26 protein-coding genes, 1 tRNA gene and 1 pseudogene are annotated in these 26539 nt (G+C 40.5%); 8 read left to right on the top strand and 20 right to left on the bottom strand.

What is annotated here, in order from left to right; all coding sequences use genetic code 11:
- Positions 1-48: 48 nt before the first annotated feature.
- Both N6B01_RS04275 and pcsA read right to left on the bottom strand, forming a co-directional pair.
- A complete protein-coding gene (locus N6B01_RS04275) occupies positions 49-1158 on the bottom strand; it encodes a septal ring lytic transglycosylase RlpA family protein (RefSeq protein WP_262080078.1) in 1110 nt (369 codons plus the stop codon).
- Between the two features lie 614 nt (positions 1159-1772).
- The gene (gene pcsA / locus N6B01_RS04270) at positions 1773-2543 is read right to left on the bottom strand and encodes a phosphatidylcholine synthase (protein WP_315973322.1); all 771 of its coding nucleotides are present in this window, start codon (positions 2541-2543) and stop codon (positions 1773-1775) included.
- A gap of 365 nt (positions 2544-2908) precedes the next feature.
- Between pcsA and N6B01_RS04265 the strand changes: the two genes are divergently transcribed.
- A complete protein-coding gene (locus N6B01_RS04265; RefSeq protein ID WP_262080077.1) occupies positions 2909-4123 on the top strand; it encodes a UbiH/UbiF family hydroxylase in 1215 nt (404 codons plus the stop codon).
- A 377-nt stretch (positions 4124-4500) separates the two neighbouring features.
- Here the strand turns inward: N6B01_RS04265 and grxD are convergent, their stop codons facing one another.
- From grxD to purC, 7 genes are all read right to left on the bottom strand, one after another.
- Entirely contained in the window at positions 4501-4833 is a 333-nt protein-coding gene (gene grxD / locus N6B01_RS04260) for a Grx4 family monothiol glutaredoxin (protein ID WP_182419078.1), read from the bottom strand.
- Positions 4834-5006: 173 nt separating this feature from the next.
- Positions 5007-5240 carry a BolA/IbaG family iron-sulfur metabolism protein gene (locus N6B01_RS04255; RefSeq protein WP_182419077.1) on the bottom strand — a complete coding sequence of 78 codons (234 nt, stop codon included), beginning with the start codon at positions 5238-5240 and terminating at the stop codon, positions 5007-5009.
- 159 nt (positions 5241-5399) lie between these two features.
- Positions 5400-7607, bottom strand: a complete 2208-nt coding sequence (purL, locus tag N6B01_RS04250; protein WP_262080075.1) for a phosphoribosylformylglycinamidine synthase subunit PurL — start codon at positions 7605-7607, stop codon at positions 5400-5402.
- A gap of 216 nt (positions 7608-7823) precedes the next feature.
- Positions 7824-8225 carry a hypothetical protein gene (locus N6B01_RS04245; protein ID WP_262080074.1) on the bottom strand — a complete coding sequence of 134 codons (402 nt, stop codon included), beginning with the start codon at positions 8223-8225 and terminating at the stop codon, positions 7824-7826.
- Positions 8222-8890 (bottom strand): phosphoribosylformylglycinamidine synthase subunit PurQ, encoded by a 669-nt coding sequence (gene purQ / locus N6B01_RS04240; RefSeq protein ID WP_182419074.1) that lies wholly within the window; start codon positions 8888-8890, stop codon positions 8222-8224. Before purQ ends, N6B01_RS04245 begins: the two co-directional genes overlap by 4 nt.
- Before the next feature lie 149 nt (positions 8891-9039).
- On the bottom strand, positions 9040-9279 hold the full coding sequence (gene purS, locus N6B01_RS04235) for a phosphoribosylformylglycinamidine synthase subunit PurS (protein WP_182419073.1): 240 nt from the start codon (positions 9277-9279) through the stop codon (positions 9040-9042).
- A gap of 198 nt (positions 9280-9477) precedes the next feature.
- The gene (gene purC, locus N6B01_RS04230; RefSeq protein ID WP_262080072.1) at positions 9478-10242 is read right to left on the bottom strand and encodes a phosphoribosylaminoimidazolesuccinocarboxamide synthase; all 765 of its coding nucleotides are present in this window, start codon (positions 10240-10242) and stop codon (positions 9478-9480) included.
- A 199-nt stretch (positions 10243-10441) separates the two neighbouring features.
- Here purC and N6B01_RS04225 point away from each other — a divergent pair, with 199 nt between their 5' ends.
- Complete coding sequence (locus N6B01_RS04225) at positions 10442-10756, top strand: DUF1476 domain-containing protein (protein WP_182419071.1); 315 nt, start codon at positions 10442-10444, stop codon at positions 10754-10756.
- Positions 10757-10962: 206 nt separating this feature from the next.
- On the opposite strand, the gene N6B01_RS04220 is transcribed toward N6B01_RS04225, so the two are convergent.
- Together N6B01_RS04220 and N6B01_RS04215 are read right to left on the bottom strand one after the other, a co-directional pair.
- Positions 10963-11679, bottom strand: coding sequence for an MgtC/SapB family protein (locus tag N6B01_RS04220; protein WP_262080071.1), 717 nt, complete (start codon positions 11677-11679; stop codon positions 10963-10965).
- A 345-nt stretch (positions 11680-12024) separates the two neighbouring features.
- Positions 12025-12411 carry a flagellar export protein FliJ gene (locus tag N6B01_RS04215; protein ID WP_262080572.1) on the bottom strand — a complete coding sequence of 129 codons (387 nt, stop codon included), beginning with the start codon at positions 12409-12411 and terminating at the stop codon, positions 12025-12027.
- Between the two features lie 685 nt (positions 12412-13096).
- Between N6B01_RS04215 and ctrA the strand changes: the two genes are divergently transcribed.
- Positions 13097-13798 (top strand): response regulator transcription factor CtrA, encoded by a 702-nt coding sequence (ctrA, locus tag N6B01_RS04210; protein WP_182419068.1) that lies wholly within the window; start codon positions 13097-13099, stop codon positions 13796-13798.
- Positions 13799-13858: 60 nt separating this feature from the next.
- Here ctrA and N6B01_RS04205 read toward each other — a convergent pair whose 3' ends face one another.
- Positions 13859-14353, bottom strand: a complete 495-nt coding sequence (locus tag N6B01_RS04205; protein ID WP_262080069.1) for a DUF7000 family protein — start codon at positions 14351-14353, stop codon at positions 13859-13861.
- A gap of 373 nt (positions 14354-14726) precedes the next feature.
- Here N6B01_RS04205 and N6B01_RS04200 point away from each other — a divergent pair.
- Together N6B01_RS04200 and N6B01_RS04195 are read left to right on the top strand one after the other, a co-directional pair.
- Positions 14727-14803: transfer RNA gene (locus N6B01_RS04200), tRNA-Pro, on the top strand.
- Positions 14804-15200: 397 nt separating this feature from the next.
- Complete coding sequence (locus N6B01_RS04195; RefSeq protein ID WP_262080067.1) at positions 15201-15506, top strand: ETC complex I subunit; 306 nt, start codon at positions 15201-15203, stop codon at positions 15504-15506.
- Positions 15507-16149: 643 nt separating this feature from the next.
- Here the strand turns inward: N6B01_RS04195 and N6B01_RS04190 are convergent.
- The 3 genes from N6B01_RS04190 to N6B01_RS04180 form a co-directional block, all read right to left on the bottom strand.
- Positions 16150-16752, bottom strand: a complete 603-nt coding sequence (locus tag N6B01_RS04190; protein ID WP_262080065.1) for a YqgE/AlgH family protein — start codon at positions 16750-16752, stop codon at positions 16150-16152.
- A gap of 278 nt (positions 16753-17030) precedes the next feature.
- Complete coding sequence (locus tag N6B01_RS04185) at positions 17031-17303, bottom strand: hypothetical protein (protein WP_182419064.1); 273 nt, start codon at positions 17301-17303, stop codon at positions 17031-17033.
- An 86-nt stretch (positions 17304-17389) separates the two neighbouring features.
- The gene (locus tag N6B01_RS04180; protein WP_410007230.1) at positions 17390-17983 is read right to left on the bottom strand and encodes a cold-shock protein; all 594 of its coding nucleotides are present in this window, start codon (positions 17981-17983) and stop codon (positions 17390-17392) included.
- 261 nt (positions 17984-18244) lie between these two features.
- Between N6B01_RS04180 and N6B01_RS04175 the strand changes: the two genes are divergently transcribed.
- The gene (locus N6B01_RS04175) at positions 18245-18685 is read left to right on the top strand and encodes a VOC family protein (RefSeq protein ID WP_262080064.1); all 441 of its coding nucleotides are present in this window, start codon (positions 18245-18247) and stop codon (positions 18683-18685) included.
- Between the two features lie 77 nt (positions 18686-18762).
- Here N6B01_RS04175 and gatA read toward each other — a convergent pair whose 3' ends face one another.
- From gatA to N6B01_RS04150, 5 genes are all read right to left on the bottom strand, one after another.
- Positions 18763-20244 carry an Asp-tRNA(Asn)/Glu-tRNA(Gln) amidotransferase subunit GatA gene (gene gatA / locus N6B01_RS04170; RefSeq protein ID WP_182419062.1) on the bottom strand — a complete coding sequence of 494 codons (1482 nt, stop codon included), beginning with the start codon at positions 20242-20244 and terminating at the stop codon, positions 18763-18765.
- Between the two features lie 100 nt (positions 20245-20344).
- Complete coding sequence (gene gatC, locus N6B01_RS04165) at positions 20345-20632, bottom strand: Asp-tRNA(Asn)/Glu-tRNA(Gln) amidotransferase subunit GatC (RefSeq protein WP_182419061.1); 288 nt, start codon at positions 20630-20632, stop codon at positions 20345-20347.
- A gap of 200 nt (positions 20633-20832) precedes the next feature.
- On the bottom strand, positions 20833-22317 hold the full coding sequence (locus N6B01_RS04160; protein WP_262080062.1) for a cobyric acid synthase: 1485 nt from the start codon (positions 22315-22317) through the stop codon (positions 20833-20835).
- 323 nt (positions 22318-22640) lie between these two features.
- The gene (gmk, locus tag N6B01_RS04155) at positions 22641-23312 is read right to left on the bottom strand and encodes a guanylate kinase (RefSeq protein ID WP_182419059.1); all 672 of its coding nucleotides are present in this window, start codon (positions 23310-23312) and stop codon (positions 22641-22643) included.
- Positions 23313-23379: 67 nt separating this feature from the next.
- Positions 23380-23550: a hypothetical protein gene (locus N6B01_RS04150; RefSeq protein WP_262080061.1), complete on the bottom strand. Its 171-nt coding sequence runs from the start codon at positions 23548-23550 to the stop codon at positions 23380-23382.
- Here N6B01_RS04150 and lipB point away from each other — a divergent pair.
- Both lipB and parE read left to right on the top strand, forming a co-directional pair.
- Entirely contained in the window at positions 23549-24283 is a 735-nt protein-coding gene (gene lipB / locus N6B01_RS04145) for a lipoyl(octanoyl) transferase LipB (protein ID WP_410007229.1), read from the top strand. The genes N6B01_RS04150 and lipB overlap by 2 nt on opposite strands.
- 314 nt (positions 24284-24597) lie before the next feature.
- Positions 24598-26526, top strand: a pseudogene (gene parE / locus N6B01_RS04140) (DNA topoisomerase IV subunit B); the annotation flags it as partial.
- Between the last annotated feature and the right edge of the window lie 13 nt (positions 26527-26539).

The following is a 26539-nucleotide window of genomic DNA, read 5'->3' as shown; positions in this document are numbered from 1 at the left end:
AATTTTAGTAATTACTTAACATAAAACAAAGTTTGGTATTACAAAAACCTAATGATCTCTCACAATAAACGCATCATTCGCACCGGCTGACCATGCAGCATCAAGTGCTTCATCAAGATTGTTTTTAACCATGAGATTAGCAGAGTAAATTACATTGCCATTTTGGTCTTTATCTTCAACAAACTTAACATCACCAAAAGATTTGAGCTTTTGAGCAATTTCATTAACATCGTTTTTATTGGCAAAATTGCCCAAAGTAATCAATTCTTGTTTAGCGTGTGAATATGCACCTTCATCACGCAAAATTTGCGCAAAAATATCACTGTTGCGTCCTGATGCAATATATTCTTCAACATAGGCAGAAGTTAAACGCGGCGCTAAATTAAGAGCAGGCTTTGCTTCTGACAAATCAAAACTGTCTTTTACCACAGCCTTAACGGCTTTTTCAGCTTCGTTATTCTTGTGATTATCCTCAATTGCAACAAAGGCAGCAGCAGAGTTTGCGTTTTGATTTGGCCCACGATAGGAAGCCAATAAATAACCGTCTTTACGGGGTTGCGCAGGTGCTGGGCCAATATAATCAACCTTAACATCAGCAACACCACGATTTGCAAAATGCAAAGTCTCAGCGGCTTTTTTAGAAAGATCAATTAAGCGATTATGAGCAAAGGGCCCACGATCATTAACCCGTACAATGACAGATGCACCATTTTTTAAATTGGTAACCCTTGCATAGCTTGGCAAAGGCATAGTAGGATGCGCGGCAGTCAAATGGTTCATATCAAAGATTTCGCCATTTGCCGTTTTACGGCCGTGGAATCCTGCGCCATACCAAGAAGCGCGCCCTACTTTGCTATAACCAATTTCAGCCTTAGGGTAAAACCATTGACCATTAACCTTATAAGGCTTTCCAACAAAAACGCGCCCTGCTTTGCGAGCTATTTGGGCTTCGGCATTTTGAAAAATTTTTACACCAGGTAGCGGTGCACCATATTCTACATCTTTAACGGGTGTTGTACGTACTAATTCTTTCTCGCTTGGAAATAGCGGACCTGTAGAATTACAAGCTGTCAAACCAGCTACCAACACAACAAACCCTGTAAGCTTAACCGCTGTTGATGCGGAGCTTTGAGATAATTTTCGTAATTTTTGCTTCATGTTTCGTCCGCTCTGTAATGAAACCGCAACCAAATCGCAAACCCTAGCGATGAGGTTTTGTTGACGACCAACCAGAAACTAGCCGCATAGACACAAATTGTTTAAATCAAATAATGTTACAATTTGGTAACATATTGCGATTAGTGGTAGCAAGCACGCTTTCACGCTTATCAACAATGCTTTGACTAATACCTTTAAATCCCTAATATAAGCAATTGATTTTTAAGACAAATCAGCTACAAAACTCTATTTTTCCATTAAATTATAGTTAATATTTATCCCTTTGGAGCCTTAAGCTAAAATGTTATCATATAATTTAAAAAAGTTGAATAAATTGCCAAAATTAACCCACGAATACGAGTATTTTTTAAAATCACCTAAATGAATCATATAGTTGATCACGCAATGTAACAAATCAGTTTTATTGATATTTTACAAAATAGGTACAATTCAAAGTCAATAATATTCTATATGGCTGCCATTATTTTAGAGCCCATTTCGATCTGATTGGATCAGATCGGCGCTCTAATGCATTGTTTACTTCGCGTTTTTTGTCCGAAAACCGCTTCACACTTTTCAAAAAACGCTCTAAAACTTCATCCTGCGCAAAATGCTTATGATTTTGACCTAAGTCCAAATTTTGGAAAAAGCTGCAAAATAAAACCAATACCAAAAATATAAATACTGGTAATCATCAGACCTAACTTTGTCCAATAAGGCGCTTCAAGGTTATAAAACAATGCAACAACACCAAAGCCACACCACGCTAAAAAGACGCTTAAATTTAACGGTCGCAGCCGCACAACCCGAACTGGGTGGAGAAAATATATCGGCACAAAGGATAAAACCGCTGCAAACACAACAACACCAAAAGCCACCCACTCACCGGGCGACAGCACAAAAAGCGTGAAAACCACCATATTCCACACAACAGGAAAGCCTTTGAAGAAATTTTCTTTCGTCTTCATTGCAGTATCGGCGTAATAGATTGCACTGCTAATCACAATGATCGCGCCTGATAAAAATGATAGCCCCTCGCCCATGAAGCCGCGTTGATAAAGCGCAAAGGCAGGAATAAGCACATAAGTGACGTAATCAATAATATTATCCAATAATTCGCCAGACCAAGTCGGCAAAACATATTTTACGTCAAGTTTTCTTGCTATCGGGCCATCAATCCCATCAACAAATAAAGCAAGCCCCAACCAGCAAAACATGGCTGTCCACTGTTTTTCAGACGCTGCAACAAGCGATAAGAAAGCTAAAAATGATCCCGATGCAGTTAAAAGATGTACCGAAAAGGCTCGCGCCTGTGGCATAGTTACCTTTTTTGCCAATAGGCGTTCTTTGCCATCTTTTATCTTTTCAGAAAAACTATTTTTCACGCGAGCATCATCCCTGTTTAATCCATCCGCAAAAGCGGATCTTGCACTTTTAATAGTATTAAAGTGAAAGAGCTACAACAAAGAATTGTAATAAAGCAACCAATATTCATTTTTTAATCAAAGGCACCACCTTGTATAACAGCTTATCAAGTGCAAAACTAAGGTTTTATGACACAATCAAATCAAAATAGTCTCAAATGGAGTGATTACGGCATTAGCGCGCTAATATAGGTGTTTATGATAAATGTGGCACAAAATATCTATATAAAATATGCCTATTGAACAAAAGCTCCGTCAATCTTTGCTTTTTATTGCAAAAAATAAATGATAGATTGCCAAAATAATGAAATGAAAAGGATGCTGTCATGCAAGATGCCGATATTTCTCCCAACACCAAAAGCAAAATCGCCATTGTTGGCGCGGGACCTGCTGGAATGTTTGCGGCACTTAAATTGGCGGGACATTTTGATAATATTTTACTCATTGGTCCAAGCACCGACCAAAATGACATGCGCACCACCGCACTTATGATGCCAGCCATCAAACAGCTTGATGAAATTGGCATTTGGCAAGATTTGGCAAGCAAAGCTGCCCCACTTGCTACCATGCGGATCATTGATGGCACCAAGCGGCTTATTCGCTCGCCCTGTGTTACATTTCGTGCAAGTGAAATAAACGAGCAAGCTTTTGGCTTTAACATTCCTAATATTTCACTGAATGCTGCTTTAAAAACTGCGGTGGAGCAGTGCGAAAAAATAAAACAATTACCAAACCATGTCACCCACTATGAACATTTAGATAATGGAGTGCAGGTTACCCTTGATAATGGTGATGTGATTACCACCCAATTGCTAGTTGCAGCAGATGGAAGAAACTCAGCAGCAAGAGAAGCTGCCAGCATTGAAACACGGCAATGGGCCTATCCACAAACTGCCGTCATTTTAAGCTTTTCACACCCATTACCACACCTAAACACCTCAACCGAATTTCACACCAGTGAAGGGCCGTTTACGCAAGTGCCATTACCTGGCAATAAATCGAGCCTCGTTTGGGTGCAAAAGCCCAAAAAAGCTAATAGACTATTAGGCCTTGGGCCAGAGGCTTTAGCCAAAGAAATTGAAGAAAAAATGGGCTCAATGCTTGGTAAAGTAACCATTGAAACACCCGTGCAAGCATGGCCGATGGGCGGCGCAGTGCCTAAATATTTTGCCCGTAATAGAACAATCCTTGTTGGTGAGGCTGCGCACGTATTCCCGCCTATTGGCGCACAAGGTTTAAACCTTGGAATTCGCGATGTTGTTGATTTGACAAATGCCGCAGCAAAAAACCTCGAAGATCCCGGCTCGGACGATGCAATCAGCGATTATAACCGTCACCGCAAGCCCGACATTTGGGCGCGTACTGGCTTTGTGCACTTGCTTAACCGTGCTTTATTATCAGATTTTCTACCTGTGCAAATGGTGCGCAGTGGTGGTCTTGAGCTTTTGCGACAGTTTTCGCCCTTGCGTACGCTTTTTATGCATGAAGCTATGCAACCCGGTCAAGGTTTTTCATGCTTAAAGCCCAAATTTTTAAAATAGTAGTCTTAGGGTGGTAGAACCAATAAAGTGAAAACGCGGCAGGAAAACAAACAACAGCTTAATGAAATCCTATATTTTCAACCAAACCTTGTTTGAGTTATGCCTAACCTACACCTTTAAGCGAGCCTAGAACTTTGATGGATATGACACCAATAATAACAATGCTATTTTTTTGGTCTGCATCCAGAATATCAAAATGAACTATCATAGAGTGCTTTATTCAACCCAATAGCCGCCCCAAAAAAAGACACGGCCGTGAGAGGTACTCATAGATCTTAACGCATATGGCTAGTTAAGTTCTAATTCCATAATATATAAATAATAAAAAAGGGGAACCAATCTCAACGAATGGTTCCCCTTTTTTCAATATAAAAAATTTAAGCGTTTTGTACGCTAATGCCTTTATCTTCCAACAATGTTTTAAGTTCACCCTGTTGGAACATTTCACGCACAATGTCAGCACCGCCAACAAATTCACCCTTAACATAAAGCTGAGGAATTGTTGGCCAATTGGAATATTCCTTAATGCCTTGGCGCAATTCGTCAGATGTGAGAATATTTACGCCCTTATAGGCAACACCAAGATAATCGAGAATTTGAACGACTTGGCCTGAAAAACCACATTGTGGAAAGCCGGGCGTACCTTTCATGAAAAGTACAATATCATTGCTCTTAACTTCATTATCAATGAAATCATTCATGCCGGTCATTCTATAATCCTTCCTGCGCAGCTTTGGGGCTAATAGCTGCATTATTTCAAGTGCTTTACCATTAAAAAGCAACCTTGCGTGATTTAATATTTAACTTTTTATATGGTAAGTTTCTTTTACTTAACCATAGTCATCTTTAAAAAATATGCGATTTAACTTAATAATAACGCAAATTATTCTGGCACACTGGTTTGCAATGCAAGGGCATGCAATACACCGCCCATATTGCCTTGCAATGCATCATATACCATTTTATGCTGCGCAACACGGCTTTTGCCGCGAAAGCTTTCCGCAATAACTTCAGCAGCATAATGTTCACCATCGCCAGCAAGATCGCGAATAGTTACTTTGGCATCAGGTATGCCCTCGCGAATGAGCTTTTCAATCGCATGCGCGTCCATTGCCATGAGAAATTCTCCTATTTTGAATTGTTACAATAATATAATGGCTGTTAGTTAAATGTCAAATCACTATGGCAGTACCAACAACACTGCTTGTTTTAAAAAGCTATCTTAAAAATAAAGCCCCAAATGAATATCTAATTCAATTGAGGCTTCAGCAATGACTTATTCTTGTCCCATAAAGTCAGGGAACCAACCTTCAAAGCAATTGTTTAATTGTTCAACCGACAGGCTGAAGCAATTAGCAATATCAAGCATCGATCCTTCAACTTGGCCAAGTTGGCGCAGTTCAATGCCGTTTAAATAAGCGCGGTTGGTAATATCATCAAGATTTTCAGGGTTAATTGCTATTACGTAGCGCGCTTGATCCTCACCAAATAACTCACTAACCCGCGTGCCATTGCCCAGCGTTACCTTTGCACCTTTTTCAGATTTGATGCACATTTCAGCAAGGCTAATTGCCAAGCCGCCATCGGATATATCATGACATGCTGTGACCAAGCTTTTTTCTATAAGCGAGCGAACAAAATCGCCATTTCGCTTTTCTACAGAAAGATCAACCTTAGGCGGTAAGCCTTCCGTGCGCCCTAAAATATCGCGCAAATAAATCGATTGGCCAAGATGGCGACCATCACCGCCAATGAGCAATAATATATCACCCTCTTGCATGCCGCCAATAGTGGCCATATGCGCCCAGTCAGCAATAATGCCGACGCCCGCCATGGTCGGTGTTGGCAAAATAGCTTCACCATTGGTTTCATTATAAAGCGACACATTACCCGAAACGATTGGGAAATTAAGTGCCTTACAAGCTTCACCAATGCCTTTAATGGCAAAAACCAACTGCCCCATAATTTCAGCCTTTTCAGGATTGCCAAAATTCAAATTATCGGTTGAAGCAAGGGGCGTTGCTCCTGTTGCAGTAATATTGCGCCAGCATTCAGCAACGGCTTGCTTGCCCCCTTCATATGGGGAGGCTTCACAATAGCGTGGGGTAACATCAGATGAAAATGCAAGTGCGCGTTTATCATTGCTGTCAACACGAATGACGCCGGCATCGCCGCCAGGGCAAACAAGGCTATTGCCTTGGATTAAGGTGTCATATTGTTCATAAACCCAGCGCCGTGACGATAAATCAGGTGAGCCTAACAATTTTAAAAGATCACTGCCGAAATCGCCTTGGTCAGCAATTTCGTTATCATTTAGTGCAGCTGGAAGCTTTGGTTCCACCCAAGGACGATCATATTCTGGCGCTTCATCACCAAGCTCTTTAATTGGCAAATTGGCAACTTCAACACCTTGATGAAGGACGCGGAAACGCAGATCATCCGTGGTTTTACCACAAATTGCAAAATCAAGACCCCATTTTTTAAAAATTGCTTCAGCTTCAGCTTCTTTTTCTGGCAGCAACACCATGAGCATACGCTCCTGGCTTTCTGATAGCATCATTTCATAAGCGGTCATATTTGCTTCGCGGGCTGGCACAAGATCAAGATTAAGCTCAATACCAAGATCACCCTTAGCGCCCATCTCAACGGCTGAGCAGGTAAGACCCGCCGCTCCCATATCTTGAATAGCAATCACTGCGCCGGTTGCCATTAATTCAAGGCAGGCTTCAAGCAAGCATTTTTCAGTAAATGGATCGCCAACTTGTACTGTGGGACGTTTTTCTTCAATCGAATCATCAAATTCGGCAGATGCCATAGTTGCGCCACCAACACCATCACGGCCAGTTTTGGCGCCAAGATATACAACGGGAAGCCCAACACCTTCAGCCTTAGAATAAAAAATCGCATTGGTTTTGGCAATACCTGCTGCAAAAGCATTGACCAAAATATTGCCATTATATCTTTTATCAAAATTAACTTCACCGCCAACGGTTGGAACCCCAAAGGCATTACCATAGCCACCAACACCTGAAACAACACCAGAAACAAGGTGTTTGGTGCGCGGATGGCTTGGCTCACCAAAACGCAGCGCATTCATGGCAGCTACTGGACGCGCACCCATGGTGAAAACATCACGTAAAATACCACCAACGCCGGTTGCTGCGCCCTGATATGGCTCAATATAAGATGGGTGATTATGGCTTTCCATTTTGAAAACCACACAATCGCCCTCGCCAATGTCGACAACGCCAGCATTTTCACCCGGCCCTTGGATGACGCAATCACCATCAATAGGCAGGGTACGTAGCCATTTTTTTGATGATTTATAAGAGCAATGCTCATTCCACATAGCGGAAAAAATGCCAAGTTCAGTAAAGCTTGGTTCACGGCCGATAAGCTCGATAATACGGGCATATTCATTAGGCTGCAATCCATGCGCTGCGATAAGTTCAGGGGTTATTGCAACATCATTGCCAAGGCTCATCAGGTTTGGGCTCCGTATTCCCTAAGTGATAATAAATAATTGTTGGTCTAGCCAATCAAACTATCTATTAATGTTTGTCCTTACAACAGCTTGCTATATTTTACCCTTTAAAGGGTATTTCATATAATCTGTTGGCTCTTGATCTATTTCAACCAAACCCATTTTATTTTTATAAGGCTTGGTTGATTTTATTCGTTCAACATTCGTTTTATTCGTTCAACATTTATTGTCGCCAGCAGTCCAGCGTTTGATATTATCTGTTATTCTGCTGCTTAAACTACTGTCCATTAGCGGACCATAATGCGCAACTTGTGCAGGGCTGCCCATGGCTTCCACCACCAAAAGTGGCCGATCAGTTGGTCTGTTATATGCAACAAGCAAAATACGAGGCTTGCCACTATAGGATTGCAATTCAGGTGCAAGGCGATAGGCCTTGAATGCATTATCCCCTGATTTAAACCAGCAGCGATTAGCGGTTAAAGCAATGTGCTCCATGGTTGGTAAAGCTGCATGTTGGCTGTTAAAAACCGGTGGCTCAACAGGTAGAGTAACCCTATAACAGGCTGAAACACCTAGCAAACACACTCCAAGTACTATGGTTTCCTTTATGAATTTCATGCTGCAATACCTAAAGCGCCAGCAAAAAAGGCGCGTCCATCATCGCCGCCATGGGCCTTTTCAATAAGATTTTCAGGATGCGGCATCATACCAAGCACATTACCTTGCTTATTGATGATCCCAGCAATATCGTTGAGTGAACCATTAGGATTAGTGTTTTGTGCATAGCGTAAAACTACCTGACCATTATCTTCAAGCTGCTTTAGGCTTTCACTATCGGTAAAGTAATTGCCGTCATGATGGGCAACGGGACAGCGAATAATTTGCCCTTGTTGGTAGCCGGTTGTAAAAGCTGTATTTGCATTGGCGATTTCAAGCTTTACTTCGCGACAAACAAATTTTAGCGATGTATTGCGCATTAAAGCACCCGGTAAAAGACCCGCCTCAAGCAGAATTTGAAAACCATTGCATACGCCGAGAACTTTAACGCCTTTAGCGGCTTTTTCCTTAATTGCTTGCATAACCGGCATACGTGCAGCAATTGCACCACAGCGCAAATAGTCACCATAAGAAAAACCGCCCGGAATAACGATTAAATCAACATCAGGAATGGTTGTTTCTGTTTGCCAAACAGTGATTGGTTTGGTGCCTGAAATATCGCTCAAAGCGGTGATCATATCACGATCGCGATTTAAGCCTGGTAACTGGATAACAGCCGTTTTCATTTGCAAATCCTTGAAGATAACCAAGAGCACTTTTCTGGTATAAGCGGATTTTAAGCTAAAGTGCAGCACAAATTATGATCTTAAAATTGCCTATAATATAATAAACTGGCGGTCTAAGCAGCTTGCATTATAGGCAATTTGCTTTGAAATTATAAAATCTCGATGGTGAAATTTTCAATAACAGTATTGGCTAATAGTTTTTCGCACATGGCTTGCAATTCGCTTTGGGCAACGGCTTTGTCATTGGTTGCAAGTTCAATATCAAAGACTTTGCCTTGGCGAACAGAATTAACACCACTAAAATCAAGTGCTTCCAAGGCACCAACAATGGCTTTTCCCTGTGGGTCAAGAACAGCGTTTTTAAGGGTAACGGTGACACGGGCTTTCATAACTTGTAATCTTTCTACTTGGCTGATTTATGGCTTGTTGACGCGCATAAGAGATTTAATAACCAATGGAATTATAAGAATAGCATTTATAGGCTATATTTTCACTAAAGGTGCAACAAATGCCATATAAAGGCAAATAAATGGCTCATTTAAGTGAAAATAAAAGCCTATAAATTCATGTCAGTAAGTGCAGGTGAGCTATTTCACCAATACCGGACCTTTAGGGCGCGGTGCTTCATTTTCGTTAATGATGCCAAGACGACGAGCAACTTCTTGATAAGCCTCAACGAGGCCACCCATGTCGCGGCGGAAACGATCCTTATCCAGTTTATCATTGGTATTAACATCCCAAAGACGCGAAGAATCAGGGGAAATTTCGTCAGCAAGGACAATGCGCATCATATCGCCTTCCCAAAGGCGACCAAACTCCATTTTAAAATCAACAAGACGAATGCCTATGCCAATGAAAAGTCCGCTAAGGAAATCATTGATACGGCTTGCAATCGCCATAATTTCTTCAAGCTCAGAAGGGCTTGCCCAGCCAAGAGCAAAAATATGTTCTGCTGAAACCATTGGATCATCAAGTTCATCTTTTTTGAAATAAAACTCAATAATTGGGCTTGGTAATGGTGTGCCTTCCTCAATGCCTAAACGCTTAGAAATAGAACCCGCGGCAATATTGCGAACAACAACTTCAAGGGGAATTATTTCAACCGCATGAATGAGCTGTTCACGCATATTAATACTTTTGATGAAATGGGTAGGAATACCTATTTCTTCTAGCAGTGTAAATATACGTTCAGAAATACGATTATTAAGAACGCCTTTACCATCAATCACTTCATGCTTTTTAGCATTAAATGCTGTTGCATCATCTTTGAAAAACTGGATGAGCGTACCTGGTTCTGGCCCTTCATAAAGAATTTTGGCCTTACCTTCATAAATGCGACGACGACGGTTCATGGCAACTCTCTTCACTATATTGAAATAAACTATTTAAGCTCACTATAGCAAATCGCAAAGAATCTCAATCATGCGCAGCCCTAGATTGTAGAAAAAACAACATTGACAACAGTTTTTAACAATTGCGCCTTGATTGTTACGCTTTTATACGGCAAGTAGTTAAAGAAGTTTCTTTGTTGCCATGAATTCGGAGGGTGCAATGAGTGGTATGAGTGAACGCGGTGAAGCGTTAGAGAATAAATTTTTTCATGATGCTGATTTGCGATTCAAAGCTGAAGCACGCCGCAATCGTCAGCTTGGCTTATGGGCAGCTGAAAAGCTTGGTAAAGCCGGCGCAGATGCCGATGCTTATGCTAAAGAAGTTGTTATTTCTGATTTGAAAGAGCCAGGCGATAATGATGTTGTTGAAAAAGTTATGGCAGATTTTAAAGCCGCAAATGTTGCTGTCAGCGAAGATGAATTGCGTGAAAAAATGTTTGTGCTTTTAGAAGAAGCCGTTAAGTCTCTTACTTAATATATTTATTTTAAACCAATCTATATTTAAAAAGCGCAATATCAATATTGGTATTGCGCTTTTTTTCATTTCTACTGGCGTTGTTGGCTTGGAGCGCATTTCGATCTGATTGGATCAGCTCGGCGCTCTAATCCATTGTTTACACCGCGTTTTCCGAAAACCGTTTCACACTTTTCAAAAAAACGCTCTAATGCAGTTCTTGGTCTTTATTCGCGGGTACTGCTTTCCCAATTGGCATGGTGAACATTGCGTTCTTTTTCAAGCAAGTTAACCACCGCTTCAATTTCATCCTTATCAATGGCGGTGCTTACCAGAGTTGCAATCAGCTCTACCCTATCGCCAGATAGATCATAAATTTCAACGTCACTTACTGGATATTGTGCCTTTTCCAACAGGTCTACCATTTTTTCACGCAGCTCTGGTGCTGCATCGCGATTAACCGTTAAGCGAATTTCATAGGTTGCTTCGCCTGTTTCCTCGTTTAGTGGAATACGATTGATAAGATTAACAAGCCGCCTTAATACTGTATTGCCGAATATTACAAAAAAAGTCAGCAATGTTGCTTCTGCAACCATATCGCCGCCAGCACAACAACCAACAGCCGCCGAACACCAAAGAGTTGCAGCGGTATTTAACCCGCGCACATTCATGCCTTCTTTCATGATGACACCAGCACCCAAAAAGCCGATACCTGAAACAACATAGGAAATGACCCTTACGGCTTCAGCATTGCCTGCCAAACGATGGCCAAGATCAACAAAAGCGGCTGCCCCTACTGCAACAAGCACATTGGTACGTAAACCTGCAGTTCTTTGCCTATACTGGCGCTCTGCACCAATTAATGTACCAAGAACAAAAGCTGTTAACAGGCAGACAGCGGTGTCAAGAAATGGTAAGAGTGAAAAAGTTTCAGCAAATCTCATTAATCACCTATTGGTCAATTGCAAAGCAAAAAGCTAAGGCATAGTTTTGATCATTCAATTAAATTGAAGCGATAAAACTTCATTGCATATCTATCTTTAGTGAAAATGTTATTTTTACTCTGATAAATGCTCACTTGCAGCTGCATAGGCAAGTTATATGACAGGAAAATGACACATTGCGCCTTGTTCCCCTAGCTTTATCTATCTTAATTTTATTTACTTTTAAAACTTCAAGTTTATCAGCATTAACCGCATGATTTTACCAAGAAATTATTTGCGAATAGCAATCCGCAAATAATTTGCAATCAATGGAATTTTAATTATAGAACTTATGATGGTAGAATATTAACCAATCATCGAACGGCGTTGAACAAAGCTAATTGTCTCTTCAAGAATAGAACTACCATCGCGCACCTCAATCGCTTGCGCCTTAGCAAGTTCCGCCTCTGCTTCTTGCAAAGCAATAAGAGCTGCGGCTTTTTGTATGTTCAAATCATTAGCCGAGTTTAATAGGTTTTCACGCCTTTGCCGCGCTGCTGCCGCAAAAGTTGGATAGGCAAAATGGTTATGGTCGGTTATGCCCGCTTTGCGTTCTTCATTGGCGATTTGCGTTTCAAGCTCATTAGCCATGCGTTGAAACTCAAATGCCATGGTTTCAAGTTGGGTGATTTGTCGACGCTTTTCACGCACTTGGAATAGTTTTAGCCTAACAATCGTTTCACGCGGCTTCATACATAAACTCCCTCTATCATGAAGAAGCCTATGAAACTTCATCATGTGAAATACCCTCAAAATAAAAATGCTCAAATAAAAAGCTAAGCCTTACAGCAAATTTTTTGCAAAATATTTGATTGAGATGAATATAAAAGGCGAGACTTAAAGGGAGGTAAACAACCAACAAAAATGTGGCAATGCTGTGAAATTATATTGGAGGGGTGTTCTTGATGAGTGAACGGGCTAACATGTCATTAGTGAAACCCCATTTAGAATTGCGATATAATCGATATTTAAAGGGCCAATGCAAAATTTTATTATCAAAATAGTATTTACTATAATTCATTGTTTTTTAATAAAGATATTAATTACTTAGTAAATGTCATTTTATGAGTCATTTATTAGTTGTCACTTTAATTAATTGAAATATATGATTTTTTTTATTTATGTTTTTTTAAGGAAAGTTAATCGCAGATAATTTTTTTAAGGACTTGCATTACTGGATAACAATTTGTTAACCATTTTTCGGCAAATTAACAAACAAGGCAACGACAGTTCCGCGTGCTGCCAAAAGTAGATAAAATAAGGGCAATAGTTGCTTGTATTTTATGGTTAATTTTTTCAATTGAGGGGTCATTTTAAAAATTGACCCAATGTTTTGTTCGAGGCGGCCGATTCGTGGTTGCGGAAAAGGGAAATTATTATGCGCGTATTGTTGATTGAAGATGACAATGCAACAGCCCATAGCATCGAGTTAATGTTGAAGTCAGAAAGCTTCAATATCTATACTACCGATCTGGGCGAAGAGGGCGTTGATCTCGGCAAATTATATGATTACGATATTATTTTGCTTGATTTGAATTTGCCAGATATGTCGGGTTATGAAGTATTGCGCACATTGCGCTTATCAAAAGTTAAGACACCAATTCTTATCCTTTCTGGCATGGGCGGCATTGAAGATAAGGTTCGTGGTCTTGGCTTTGGTGCAGATGATTATATGACCAAACCTTTCCATAAAGATGAGCTTATTGCACGCATTCATGCAATCGTACGCCGTTCTAAAGGCCACGCACAATCCGTGATTGCAACAGGCGACCTTATTGTTAACCTTGATGCAAAAACAGTTGAAATTTCTGGTCTTCCCGTTCACTTAACCGGTAAAGAATATCAAATGCTTGAGCTTTTGTCTTTGCGTAAAGGCACTACCCTTACCAAGGAAATGTTCTTAAACCATCTTTATGGTGGTATGGATGAGCCAGAATTGAAAATTATTGACGTTTTCATTTGTAAGTTGCGCAAAAAACTTGATGCTGTTTCTGGTGGCCAAAATTATATTGAAACTGTTTGGGGGCGCGGTTATGTTTTGCGTGAACCTAATGGTGAAATCTTGCGTGAAACCGCTTAAATTTTAAGATTTGATTGCTGCATATAAAAGCCCTTACCTCCTATAAGAGGTAAGGGCTTTTTACGTTTGGGTATTAGATTCAATGAAAACCAGAATCTCACCTATATACTGCGAAGCATTTTGTAAAATATTCTCCATCAACTCATTTTCATGGTTGAAATCAGGCTGATTCAAAAGCTGGACTTCCAAAGCGCTATAGCGTGGCATCGTGCTATAATTTTGCATCCATGGGCTGTTTTTAAAAATGGGCCAAAACTTTTTTTGTATCATCATATTTTGCCCCATCAGCCATAGCTCAAAGGCCATATTTTGATGATTGAGCACAATGCCAAAGCGCAAGCCATGCTGCTTTAGCAAGGCGTTGTAAAACGGAAAATAGCTATAGTCCATATAGCCAGGTGACACATTACCAAACGTAAAATTTTCACCTTCGGCCCTTATAAAAAGTCCTTTAAGGCGCATCATAAACTTTATTAGATATTGATATGCGGCTTTAATTTGCGGATTTTTTAATTGCTCACTATAGGCTGCAATTATTTTATTAATATCTGTCATTTTCAAAATCCTCAATTCATAAAGTTGCTGCAAGAATCATGATATTTAAAGCCCGATATAATGCAGCAACTATTATAAATAGTTGTCGATATTTTATTGAGGCGGTTTTCGCTCATAGGAAAATAGTCAATTGCCAAGTTAAAATTGCAGGGCATATTTTAAAATTTGGCCGATAATTTTCAAACAAGCGCATAATAGATTTTAGTTTTTAGTTTTTTTTGCCAACTTTTTTCCACAGCCGCGGCAGAATTCAAAAAAAAATAAAAAAAAAGACATTTTTTTTAAAAAAACTAAAAAAAGGACTTGCACTTTCAAAGCAAACCTTTTAGACAGCAAACACGCTTGAGAGACACACCAACTCTTAAACAAAAGTCGGAGCGTAGCGCAGTCTGGTAGCGCATCTGGTTTGGGACCAGAGGGTCGTAGGTTCGAATCCTATCGCTCCGACCATTACTTTAAATAGTAATTTGATAGAATTAAATATCAAAAAAATATATCTTCAAAAAAACAATTCTTATTAGATGCTGGATATTGTGTCCAAAAAATTCTCCTATTTTTATTAATCCCCAAAATAATTTTTTATTATTCCCTATTTGATTATCTATGGGGCTAAAGCGTAAATGTTTCATTTCCAACCCATGTTAGAATTATTTTAATTGCAATAATTGATTGTGGGCTGTATCGCTTAACTAAAGTTGATAAGAATGCCATGGCCGTGATTAAGAATCAAAATTCTTAGCAGTGGAAGTTATAAAATAATCTTGATGGTTATTTTATTCTTTTTTTGGCATAGTGTTCTATATAATATGCTTTCAATAATTGAATTGAAATTGAAGGGTAAGTGAATATGGTTGCGCGTATCTATAGTCCTGCAAAAAATGCAATGCAGTCGGGCCAAGCTAAAACAGGTTATTGGATTTTGCAGTATGAGCCAGAACAGGCCAAAATGATTGATCCTTTAATGGGATATACTTCATCTGCCGACATGAAAAGCCAATTGCGTGTGCAATTTGACACGTTAGAAGATGCTATTGCTTATGCTAAAGCTGAAGGCATTGCTTATCGGGTGGAACCTGCCCATAAGCCAGATAGAGCGAATGTTTCTTATTCTGATAATTTTAAGTCAGACAGAAAAGCGCCTTGGACCCATTGAGTTTATAAAAATCAGAGCTTAAAGATCATAAGTCTGGTGATCTCATTACCCTAATACAGCTATAATAACATTGGGGTGCAGTGTTGCACCCTTAATTTTGATTATCTATTTTGCTTTTTAAATTAATTGATTAATTAAACGAATTGCATAGCTTAACCAAAAATGCCGCCCTCCTTGGGCAAAATTGTTTTAGAATATTTGATAAAATATAAAATTATTATCCCCTCCTATTATTTGCTATACCAAGTACAGATACACTATCAAGCAGTGTCATTTCAAAACGTAAGAATAGCAAAAACCCTATTTCAACTTATGATTACCGTCAATTTTATGTTTATAATATTTCATAAGATAAGCACTACACCATCTTGATAACATTAATACAAAGAAGCCCGTAAAAGATAATAAGCATTTATATCAATAGCATTTTTTGCAATGATAATCTCTACAAGCTAGCGACTTGCACCATACGGCGAAGCCTTTTCATCAAAATATCTAAATCTTTCTTTAATCATCTTTTTGCCATTATCAACCCGATATCTAAATCGACTTAGTCAAAGATGAATTAAGATATGCACTTGGCAGCAAAATTTGATTTTAAAAATCAACAGATTATAGCGCATTGAACGAGCAGTATGAAAGGTTAACTATTTCCCACCTGCCCTACCAAATGCATAGGATTAACACCAATTGATGCGAGAATACGATGATATTGCCCATCAAGTGCACCATCAAAAATCAATGACTGAGAGCATGGCGCAATCAACCAGCTATTATCAACAATCTCATCTTCCAATTGCCCTTCTTTCCAACCTGCATAGCCAAGTGCCACCAAGGATTTTTTAGGACCGCGCCCTTGAGCAATAGCTTCCAAAATATCAACTGTTGCAGTCAAGCCAACATCTTCAGAGACAGGCATAGTACTATCACTACAATAATCATCAGAATGCAAAACAAAGCCATGCCCTCTATCAACGGGACCACCTTGGCGAATTGGTAAATCCCATAAATATTGTGGCAAAAGACTAGCTGCCGCCTCATCAATCAGGCGAAGCTGCATCAGAAGGCTTGGAAAAGTATAATTTTGCGCCTGATTTAAAATAATACCCATTGCGCCTTCTGGTGAATGGGCGCAGATATAAATAACGGCGCGTGCAAACCGTTCATCGGCCATATGGGGCATAGCGACGATAAGTTTACCGTTAAGATAATTATGTGAATGAGGATCAAGATTAATGTTTGCCATATAATTAAGGTTATGGCTTATTTTCAGAATAACAAGAGGAAATATTAAAATTACAGTAAATTAACAAACTTTCTTGTAATAATGATTGCAAGGAAAATAATACATTCCATATAAATTTTGTAATAATAATGGTGGCGGCGGCTTTTCGGCCCATTGCAGTCACAGGGGAGGATGCGCCTATGCGCAATTTCAACCAATAATAGGCGAGAAAAATTCCTTGCCACTTATTATACCCGATTTTCTCTTTTTAAAATTAAATAAAAGCTATGCCTTTTTTATTAATTAAAAATACGTTTACCGCAGCGATAAGGACTTTCGCTCTTCAATTCTTGCCCAGTATCGTCATTGATAATGCGCAAAATAGCATTAGGCTTTGTAGCGCAATAGGCATTACGAATAGTATAAATTCCTCTTCCCTGCGCAAAAAGGTGCAACTTGGAAGGAACTTCATTGCCCTTGGCATCAATTTCGATAATATGATAATTTCCACTTAGGGTTAAACAACCCGTAAGCATCAAAACCCCAGCAAGCATAAGAATGCTTTTATACATGTGCCCCCGTCTTTAAAAACTATCCCTGATCATTGTCTTTGCTATTTAATGATAACAAAGACAATAATGCATAATGAATGGGTCTATTAATGGGCTTGAAACGTCACTGGATTATCAGGGTGGATTTCCACCGCCATCAAACCATGGCTACCATTACCAAAGCGCACTAGCACCACTTGCCCTGGACGCAATTCAGCCAAGCCATAGCGGCGCAATGTTTCCATGTGGATAAAAATATCCTCGGTCCCCTCGCCGCGTGATAAAAAGCCAAAGCCTTTATTGCGATTAAACCACTTAACGATAGCGCGCTCCAAGCCACTGGTTGGAATAACAATTTCCCGCGTTCTTTGTGGTAATTCTGCAGGATGAACGGCCGTCGTCATATCAATGGAAATAATGGCTACACATTGCAACCCACGCTCGCCTTGTTTTACTGTACATTGAACAAGCGCTCCCTCAAGCGCCGTTTGAAAGCCACCTTCGCGTAAAACATTAACATGCAATAAAATATCTGATATCCCATCAATATCAGGCGTAATAAACCCATATCCTTTAGAAATATCAAACCATTTGATTTTCCCAGTAACTTGCGCAGTAGCCATTTCACCCATCTCGTTTGAGATAGGCTCAATCTTATCTAGCAATTGCTTTAAGTCATCAGAATGTTGCTTTTCTTTCATCGCGTCATTTCCTGCCCGAGATCGCTTCATGAAAAATCAATTCAAGAAAATATGGCTCGATGCGTTTTGATTCTCTTATATTAAGATAACATCTATGTTAACCATTCTAGCAAGACCTCCCCTTGTATTTTCCCATTTAGATCACAACCTTTATAGGGTTGGCGCTATTTAACTCTGATTTTTTAAAAAAGATGAATAGTGGATGTCAACTTTCATCCATTTTGGATAAACCAACAATGTGATCTATTAAAGGAGCCGATTATGCGTTATCTTCATACAATGGTGCGCGTGCGCGATTTAGAACAATCCTTGCATTTTTATAAAAAATTATTCGGCTTATCTGAAACCCATAGAAAAGAAAACCAAGATGGGCGATTTACCCTAGTGTTTCTTGCCGCATTAGATGATCGTAAAGATGCTATGGCTGATAACTCGCCAGAATTGGAACTTACCTATAATTGGGATGATCAAGAATATGATAGCGGACGCAATTTTGGCCACTTAGCTTATGAAGTTGACGATATTTATCAATTTTGTCAAAACCTAATGGATAATGGCATAACGATTAACCGCCCACCACGTGATGGCCACATGGCCTTTGTTAAATCCCCTGATAATATTTCAATTGAAATATTGCAAAAGGGTAAGAGCCTAGAACCCATGGAGCCTTGGCTTTCAATGAAAAACACTGGCACTTGGTAAGGATTGCTGCAGGATAAAGCTTGTACCTTATAAAGAAAAAGGCCTTAAAAATTTAAGGCCTTTTTTTAATCTCTTTATTACCACCATTTGGTTGGTAGAAAATGGCCCGTTGCCTGTTCAATCACATGCGAAAGCTGGAACAAGGTTTCTTCACCAAAGGGGCGACCAATCAATTGCAATGATAATGGCAAACCATCATTAGAAAGCCCAGCAGGTACAGTAATAGCTGGAAGACCAGCCATGTTAACCGTTACGGTGAAAATATCATTTAAATACATAGCAACCGGATCAGCCTTCAATTTTTCATCACCAATGGCAAAGGCTGCAGTTGGTGTTGCAGGTGCAAGGATTGCATCAATGCCTGCAGCAAATGAATCATCAAAATCTTTTTTAATAAGGCTACGTACTTTTTGAGCTTTAAGATAATAAGCATCATAATAGCCCGATGAAAGCACATAAGTGCCGATAAGGATACGGCGCTTTACTTCAGTACCAAAGCCAGCAGAACGGCTATTTTCATACATTTCCTGAATATCTTTGCCTGGCACGCGCAAACCATAACGCACACCATCATAACGAGCAAGATTGGAAGATGCCTCCGCTGGTGCTACAATGTAATAGGCTGGCAAGGCATATTTGGTATGGGGTAGAGAAATGTCAACAATTTCTGCACCAGCAGCTTTAAGCCATTCCTTGCCCTTATTCCACAACTCAACAATTTCAGGCGACATGCCATCAACATAATATTCTTTTGGAATACCAATACGCATACCTTTGACTGAACGGCCAAGTGCAGCCTCATAATCTGGCACTGCAATATTAACCGATGTTGAATCCTTAAGATCATAAGATGCCATGGATTTTAGCAAAATAGCGGCATCACGCACATCTTTTGCAATTGGGCCTGCCTGATCAAGTGACGAAGCATAAGCAACCACACCAAAGCGCGAGCAACGCCCATAGGTTGGCTTAATGCCAACGGTACCTGTAAAGGCAGCAGGCTGACGAATAGAGCCGCCCGTATCGGTTGCAGTTGCACCAGCGCATAATTGAGCAGCAACACCAGCAGCAGAACCACCCGATGAACCGCCCGGCGCTAAAGCATCAGTTGAGCCATTTTTACGCCATGGATTAATTGCTGGGCCATAAAAAGATGTTTCATTTGACGACCCCATCGCAAACTCGTCCATATTGAGTTTGCCAAGCATTACCGCGCCATCATCCCAAAGATTACTGGTAACCGTTGATTCATAACGCGGTTTAAAATCTTTAAGAATGTTGGAACACGCTTGTGTATGAATATCATAAGTGGCAAATAGGTCTTTAATACCAAGAGGAATACCCTCTAGCGCACGTCCCTCGCCTTTTTGCAAGCGTTCGTCACTTGCCTTTGCCATATCAAGCGCTTTATCAGCCGTAACGGTAACATAGGCATTAAATGTTTCATTTGCAGCTTCAATATTGCTAATATAAGCCTTTGTCAGCTCGCTTGGCAAAAAATCGCCCGCCTTCATACGGTCGCGTGCTTCTGCAATGGTTAGAGCGGTTAAATCAGTCATAGTAAATCTCTCTTTTCGAGGTCTAACTATAAGGGATACAATCGTTTTACATCATATAAAATCAGATTGATCAGTTAGAAAAAATCCGGCTTTGATGTCTTTATTCAACAACTTTAGGAACAAGGAAAAAATTATCCTCAGTAAGTGGAGCATTGGCAACAATATCGCTCGCCTTATTACCATCGGTTACAACATCTTCACGCATAACAAGTGCCATTGGTGCGACTGATGTCATCGGTTCAACACCAGTTACATCCACTTCATTTAATTGTTCAACAAATCCCAGAATGGAATTTAGACCTTCACTCATTGCTTGAGCTTCGTCTTCACTTAAAGCGATACGTGCCAAATTGGCTACCCGTTTCACTGTCGACAAATCGACCGACATGCCATATCTCCTGATATTCTGGTATTCTTCACTAAATTGATAAAGATAAATTTATTAGATCCTATACATGCCTATGGCAATAAGTGCAATATTTGTCATTGTTTATCGCCAATAAAAGCACAAATTCTTGGCATTATTTGACGTCATTGGTCATTTAAAACCCAATATGCTATTGGACATTTTCAAAAATACGTAAAATTTTAACGTGCAATAGCCAATAATTGGTCAATATTAACGGCCCTTTCAAGCTCTGCGGCAATATCATTTAAGGCATCATCAATAATGCTTTGTTGTGATACGCCTTGAGACAGCGCACCAAAACTGCTTAAAAATTTTGAGCGAAAAACACCTTGATTAAATATTCCATGCAAATAAGTGCCCCAGATCTTTCCATCACGACTTGCGGCGCCATCTTGTTGCCCACCAAGATAAATAGAACTATTCAAGCAATCATTGCCTAAAGTCTCCCCGAGATGAATTTCATAGCCTTGAACCGAGCAATTATAGGTCTTATGAATGCCGCTAACATTGCGTGTTGTTTTGGTTTTGGTCATTTTAGTGGCAATATCCAATAATTTTAAACCAGCAATTTTATCTGCTTTACCTTCCACGCCATCTGCGTCTTCAATAATTTGGCCAAGCATTTGCAAGCCACCACAAATACCAATGACATGACCACCCCTTGCTGCGTGATCTTGAATAGATTTAGCCCAGCCAATTTCTTGAAAAAATCGCATATCGGCAATTGTTGCCTTGGACCCTAACAGCAAAATAATATCAGCGTCACTTGGTATTGGCGCACCGTTTTTAAGCAAAATAAGATCAACCCCATCCTCTGACTTTAAAGGATCAAGATCATCAAAATTGGCAATATGGCGGCCAATAGGTACCACAATTTTTATTTTTGTATGTTTTATTTTTGCATGAGATTTAGCAGCACTTGCTTGGTGAAAATCCCGATCTAAAATGACGGAATCTTCAGCTGGAAGATTGGCAACAGCCTTCAACCAAGGTACAACCCCAAAGGATTGCCAGCCAGTAAAATTTTGAATTGCTGCAATGCCCTTATCAAAAAGGCTCAAATCACCACGGAATTTATTGATTAAAAAACCAGCAATTAAATTGCGGTCTTTTGGGTCTAATATTGTATGGGTTCCAACAATGGAAGCAATAACCCCGCCGCGATCAATATCACCAACCAGAATCACCGGTACATTAGCAGCAGCGGCAAAGCCCATATTAGCGATATCATTTTGGCGCAAATTAATTTCCGCTGGTGATCCTGCCCCTTCAACAATGATAAAATCAGCGGTCTTTTGCAATTTTTGATAAGAATCTAAAACCGCATGCATTAATTGTTTTTTTAAAGCCTGATAATCACGCCCTTGTGCAGTTGTAGTTAACTTGCCTTGCACAATAACCTGCGAACCAGTTTCGCTTTGCGGCTTTAATAATACTGGATTCATATGGATTGACGGCTCAAGACCTGCGGCTATGGCTTGCAACCACTGCCCACGGCCAATTTCACCACCATCATTAGCAACAGCGGCATTATTTGACATATTTTGCGGCTTAAAAGGCGCAACTTTAATACCACGCAAGTAAAGTGCACGGCAAAGACCGGCAACCAGAACAGTTTTCCCCACATCTGATCCGGTGCCTTGTAACATGATTGCGCGTGTCAAATGTCATTCCTATTATCAATTTGAAAAACCACAAAAAAACTCTTCACCTATGAAATATGGCAAAAAAGTGCATTTCCCATGCAATAAAATGCAAAATTCATAAATATTTAAGCAATTGATAACTTCGAATTAACACAATTGCTTTATTTATCCTAATCGAAGGTTGCTTAAAGCTGCTTTCACACTCCGGATTTGGTACTGCGTACCGGAGTTTATTGCTTTCATAAGTGTTTGCGTATCATGAAAGCTTGTTGAGTATATGAAAACCGCGTTTATTCTTGTTTATTACAAGTATAGCGCGGTTTTATATTTATTATGATTATTTAAATTTCTTCTGTTATGAGTGAATCAATAAAATTTTGCATACCAGGACGGCGCGCGCGCTTTAATCGTTCAGCAACAATAATTGACTTTACTGCAGTAAGCGAAATGTTAAGATCTTCATTGACGATGATATAATCATATGAGTTCCAATGAGCTATCTCCTTGCGAGCATTTTCAAGCCGCATAGTGATAACATCTTCACTATCTTCAGCGCGCCGATGCAAACGCGCCATTAATTCTTTCATTGATGGAGGCAAAATGAAAATTGAAACAACATCATCAAGCATTTTTTCTTGTAATTGCGCTGCTCCTTGATAATCAATATCAAAAAGCATGTCATTACCTTGCGACAATACCTGTTCAACACTATCGCGTAATGTGCCATAATAATTGCCATGAACTTCTGCCCATTCGGCAAGCTCATTATTATCACGGCGGCGCTCAAAATCTTTTACACTAATAAAATGATAATGGACACCATCAGCTTCGCTTGGGCGGCGTTGACGCGTTGTAACACTGACAGATAGTGCCAAATTCATTTCAGGGTCTTCGCGCAAGAGACGCGTGATGGTTGATTTACCCGCACCTGATGGCGATGATAATACCAGCATTAAACCACGGCGTTCAATTGCTTTATCAACTTTGGTTGCTGTATCTTGAGGTAATGTCATTTTTTGCCTTTTCTTTTTGTTAGAGCACATTTATTTTTTGTTAAAGCAATATTGTGCTCTAAATTCTTTATTTTGGCGCATTTTCCCAACGCAAAATTTTGGCGCATTGTCCAAACGCAAAACTTGAATCAATCTTTGCTGGAAATGCCATAAGATTAGCCAATTTTTCCCCTAAAAAGCAAGCGTAACTGATATTTACACTGGCATTCTTAACAGGAACATCATAAATAAGAGCCATGACGCAAAATATACGCCCCAGTTTTCGTAACGATATTAAATACAGCTTTAAGCCACAAATTGACAATGCGCCGGTTGAATGGCGCATTGAAAGCGGCTTGACGGATTATCAATTTGCCTTAGACTTCATGCAAAAACGTGCAGAAGCTATTCGCAGCGATAATGCAAGAGAATTGATCTGGCTAGTGGAGCATCCACCGCTTTATACAGCTGGCACCAGCGCCAATATTAACGACTTGATTGCACCTGATCGCTTCCCTGTTTATGATGCAGGGCGCGGCGGTGAATATACGTATCATGGCCCCGGGCAACGTATTGTCTATATTATGCTTGATTTAAAAAAACGCCGCGAGGATATTCGCGCTTTTGTTGCAGCGATTGAGCAATGGATTATAGACACTTTGGCAGAATTTAATATTAAGGGCGAAAGGCGTGAAGATCGCGTTGGTGTTTGGGTTGTGCGGCCGGAGCGCCCATCAACAATTATAGGGCAGCCTGCGGAAGATAAAATTGCCGCGATTGGCATCAGATTAAAAAAATGGGTAAGCTTTCATGGTCTTGCCATTAATGTAGAACCTGATCTCACCCATTATTCAGGCATTGTCCCCTGCGGCATTGCCAATCATGGTGTAACCAGCCTTGTGGATTTAGGCTTGCCTGTCACCATGGATGATGTTGATAATGCCCTTGCAAAAACTTTTGCCGAGATATTTGGTGATATTGATAAACAATAAACGCCAACGTTATCGCAATTTTGCTGTAAAATTGCTAAGAGAATTGAGCTATTCAGCATGACAGAAGAAGCAGAAAGAATATGACCGATAAAAAAGACGATGACCTTTTCGCTACTTTCTCGCAAGATTTGAGTAAAAACAATATAAGAACTTTACAAGAACATAGAGAAAACGATACACTTGTTGCAACCAGCGAACCGACAACATCAAAATCAGTTATTTCTGCGACAGATAAATCTGAACCATCCAAATTGGAAACATCTATGAGTAGTTTACCGCTTTCTAACACCAATGATACCAAAGCAGAACAAGCCTATGATGCGTCAGCCATTCGTGTGCTTGAAGGTTTGGAGCCTGTGCGCCTGCGGCCCGGCATGTATATTGGTGGTACAGATTCCAAAGCCCTTCATCATCTTTTTGCTGAAGTTATTGATAATGCGATGGATGAAGCGGTTGCTGGGCACGCTAATTTTATCGATGTAACCCTTGATGCCAATGGCTATTTGTCAGTTACTGATAATGGTCGCGGTATTCCAATTGAAAATCACCCACAAGTACCAGGTAAATCAACCCTTGAAGTTATTATGACCAAACTTCATGCTGGCGGTAAGTTTGACGGCAAAGCCTATGAAACATCAGGCGGTTTGCATGGCGTTGGTATTTCGGTTGTTAATGCACTTTCCGATGATTGCGAGGTTGAAGTTGCCCGTGGTCGCCGCCTTTATCGCCAGCGTTTTTCGCGTGGGCTTCCCCTTGGTGGTTTGGAAGACCTTGGTGAAGTTCATAACCGCCGTGGTACGCGCGTAAGATTTCACCCAGACGCTGATATTTTTGGCCCCAAAGCGCATTTTGAACCAGAGCGCCTTTATCGCATGGCACGCTCGAAAGCCTATCTTTTTGGCGGTGTGGAAATTCGGTGGAATTGCGATGCAAGCCTTTTGGATCCGAACAAGGAAATACCTGAAAAAGCAGTATTTCATTTTCCCGGCGGTTTAAAAGATTTTCTTGGTAACTCTCTTGGTAAAGATTTTAAAGTAACCCAAGAAATATTTTCGGGCAAAACCGATCAACGCGGTGGCCATGGCTCGGTTGAATGGGCAGTGGCTTGGTATGGCGGGGACGCCTATGTCCATTCCTATTGTAATACTATTCCAACAGGCGAAGGCGGCACCCATGAAGCGGGCTTGCGAATTGCCCTTTTGCGCGGCCTAAAAGGCTATGGAGAACTCATTGGCAATAAACGTGCTTCAATCATTACCACTGAAGATGTGATGATTTCAGCAGCTGCCATGCTTTCCGTCTTTATTCGCGAGCCAGAATTTGTTGGACAAACCAAAGATCGCCTAGCAACCACGGAAGCCCAGCGCATCGTTGAAAATGCTATACGCGATCCTTTCGACCATTGGCTTGCAAGCTCCCCACAAGAAGCGACCAAACTGCTTGAATGGGTGATTGAACGTGCCGATGAACGCTTGCGCCGCCGCCAAGAACGTGAAATCAATCGCAAAACCGCAGTGCGCAAATTACGACTACCCGGCAAACTTGCCGACTGCACCCAAAATTCTGCCCTTGGCGCTGAACTATTCCTAGTTGAAGGAGATTCGGCTGGCGGTTCTGCTAAGCAAGCACGCAACCGCGCCAATCAGGCAATTTTACCATTACGCGGAAAAATCTTGAATGTCGCAAGTGCCGGCCGTGATAAATTAACAGCTAACCAGCTTATTGCAGATTTGATACAAGCACTTGGCTGCGGTACGCGCTCTAAATATCGCGAAGAAGATTTGCGCTATGAACGCATCATCATTATGACCGATGCTGACGTTGATGGCGCCCATATTGCTTCTCTGCTTATGACATTTTTCTATCAAGAAATGCCCGCCCTTGTAACTGGCGGCCATCTCTATCTTGCGGTGCCGCCCCTTTACCGTATTAGCCAAGGCGGCAATGTTGCCTATGCACGCAATGATGCTCATAAGGATGAACTTATGAAAACTCAGTTTACTGGCCGTGGCAAAATCGAAATTGGTCGATTTAAAGGCCTTGGTGAAATGCGTGCCGAGCAGCTTAAAGAAACAACCATGAATCCAGCAAAACGCACACTTTTGCGGGTTTTAATTGATGATGAAAATGTTGAAGCGACCAAAGAAACCGTAAGCGACCTTATGGGCACTAAGCCAGAAGCGCGTTTTCGCTTCATTCAAGAAAATGCAGCCTTCGCCGATACAGAAAGTCTTGACATTTAATAGGCAAGGCTGC

Source organism: Bartonella sp. HY406 (assembly GCF_025449315.1).
In the GTDB taxonomy this organism is placed as follows: domain Bacteria; phylum Pseudomonadota; class Alphaproteobacteria; order Rhizobiales; family Rhizobiaceae; genus HY038.
Note: the sequence above shows the minus strand (reverse complement) of the source record. Positions and strands in the feature narration are given on the sequence as shown.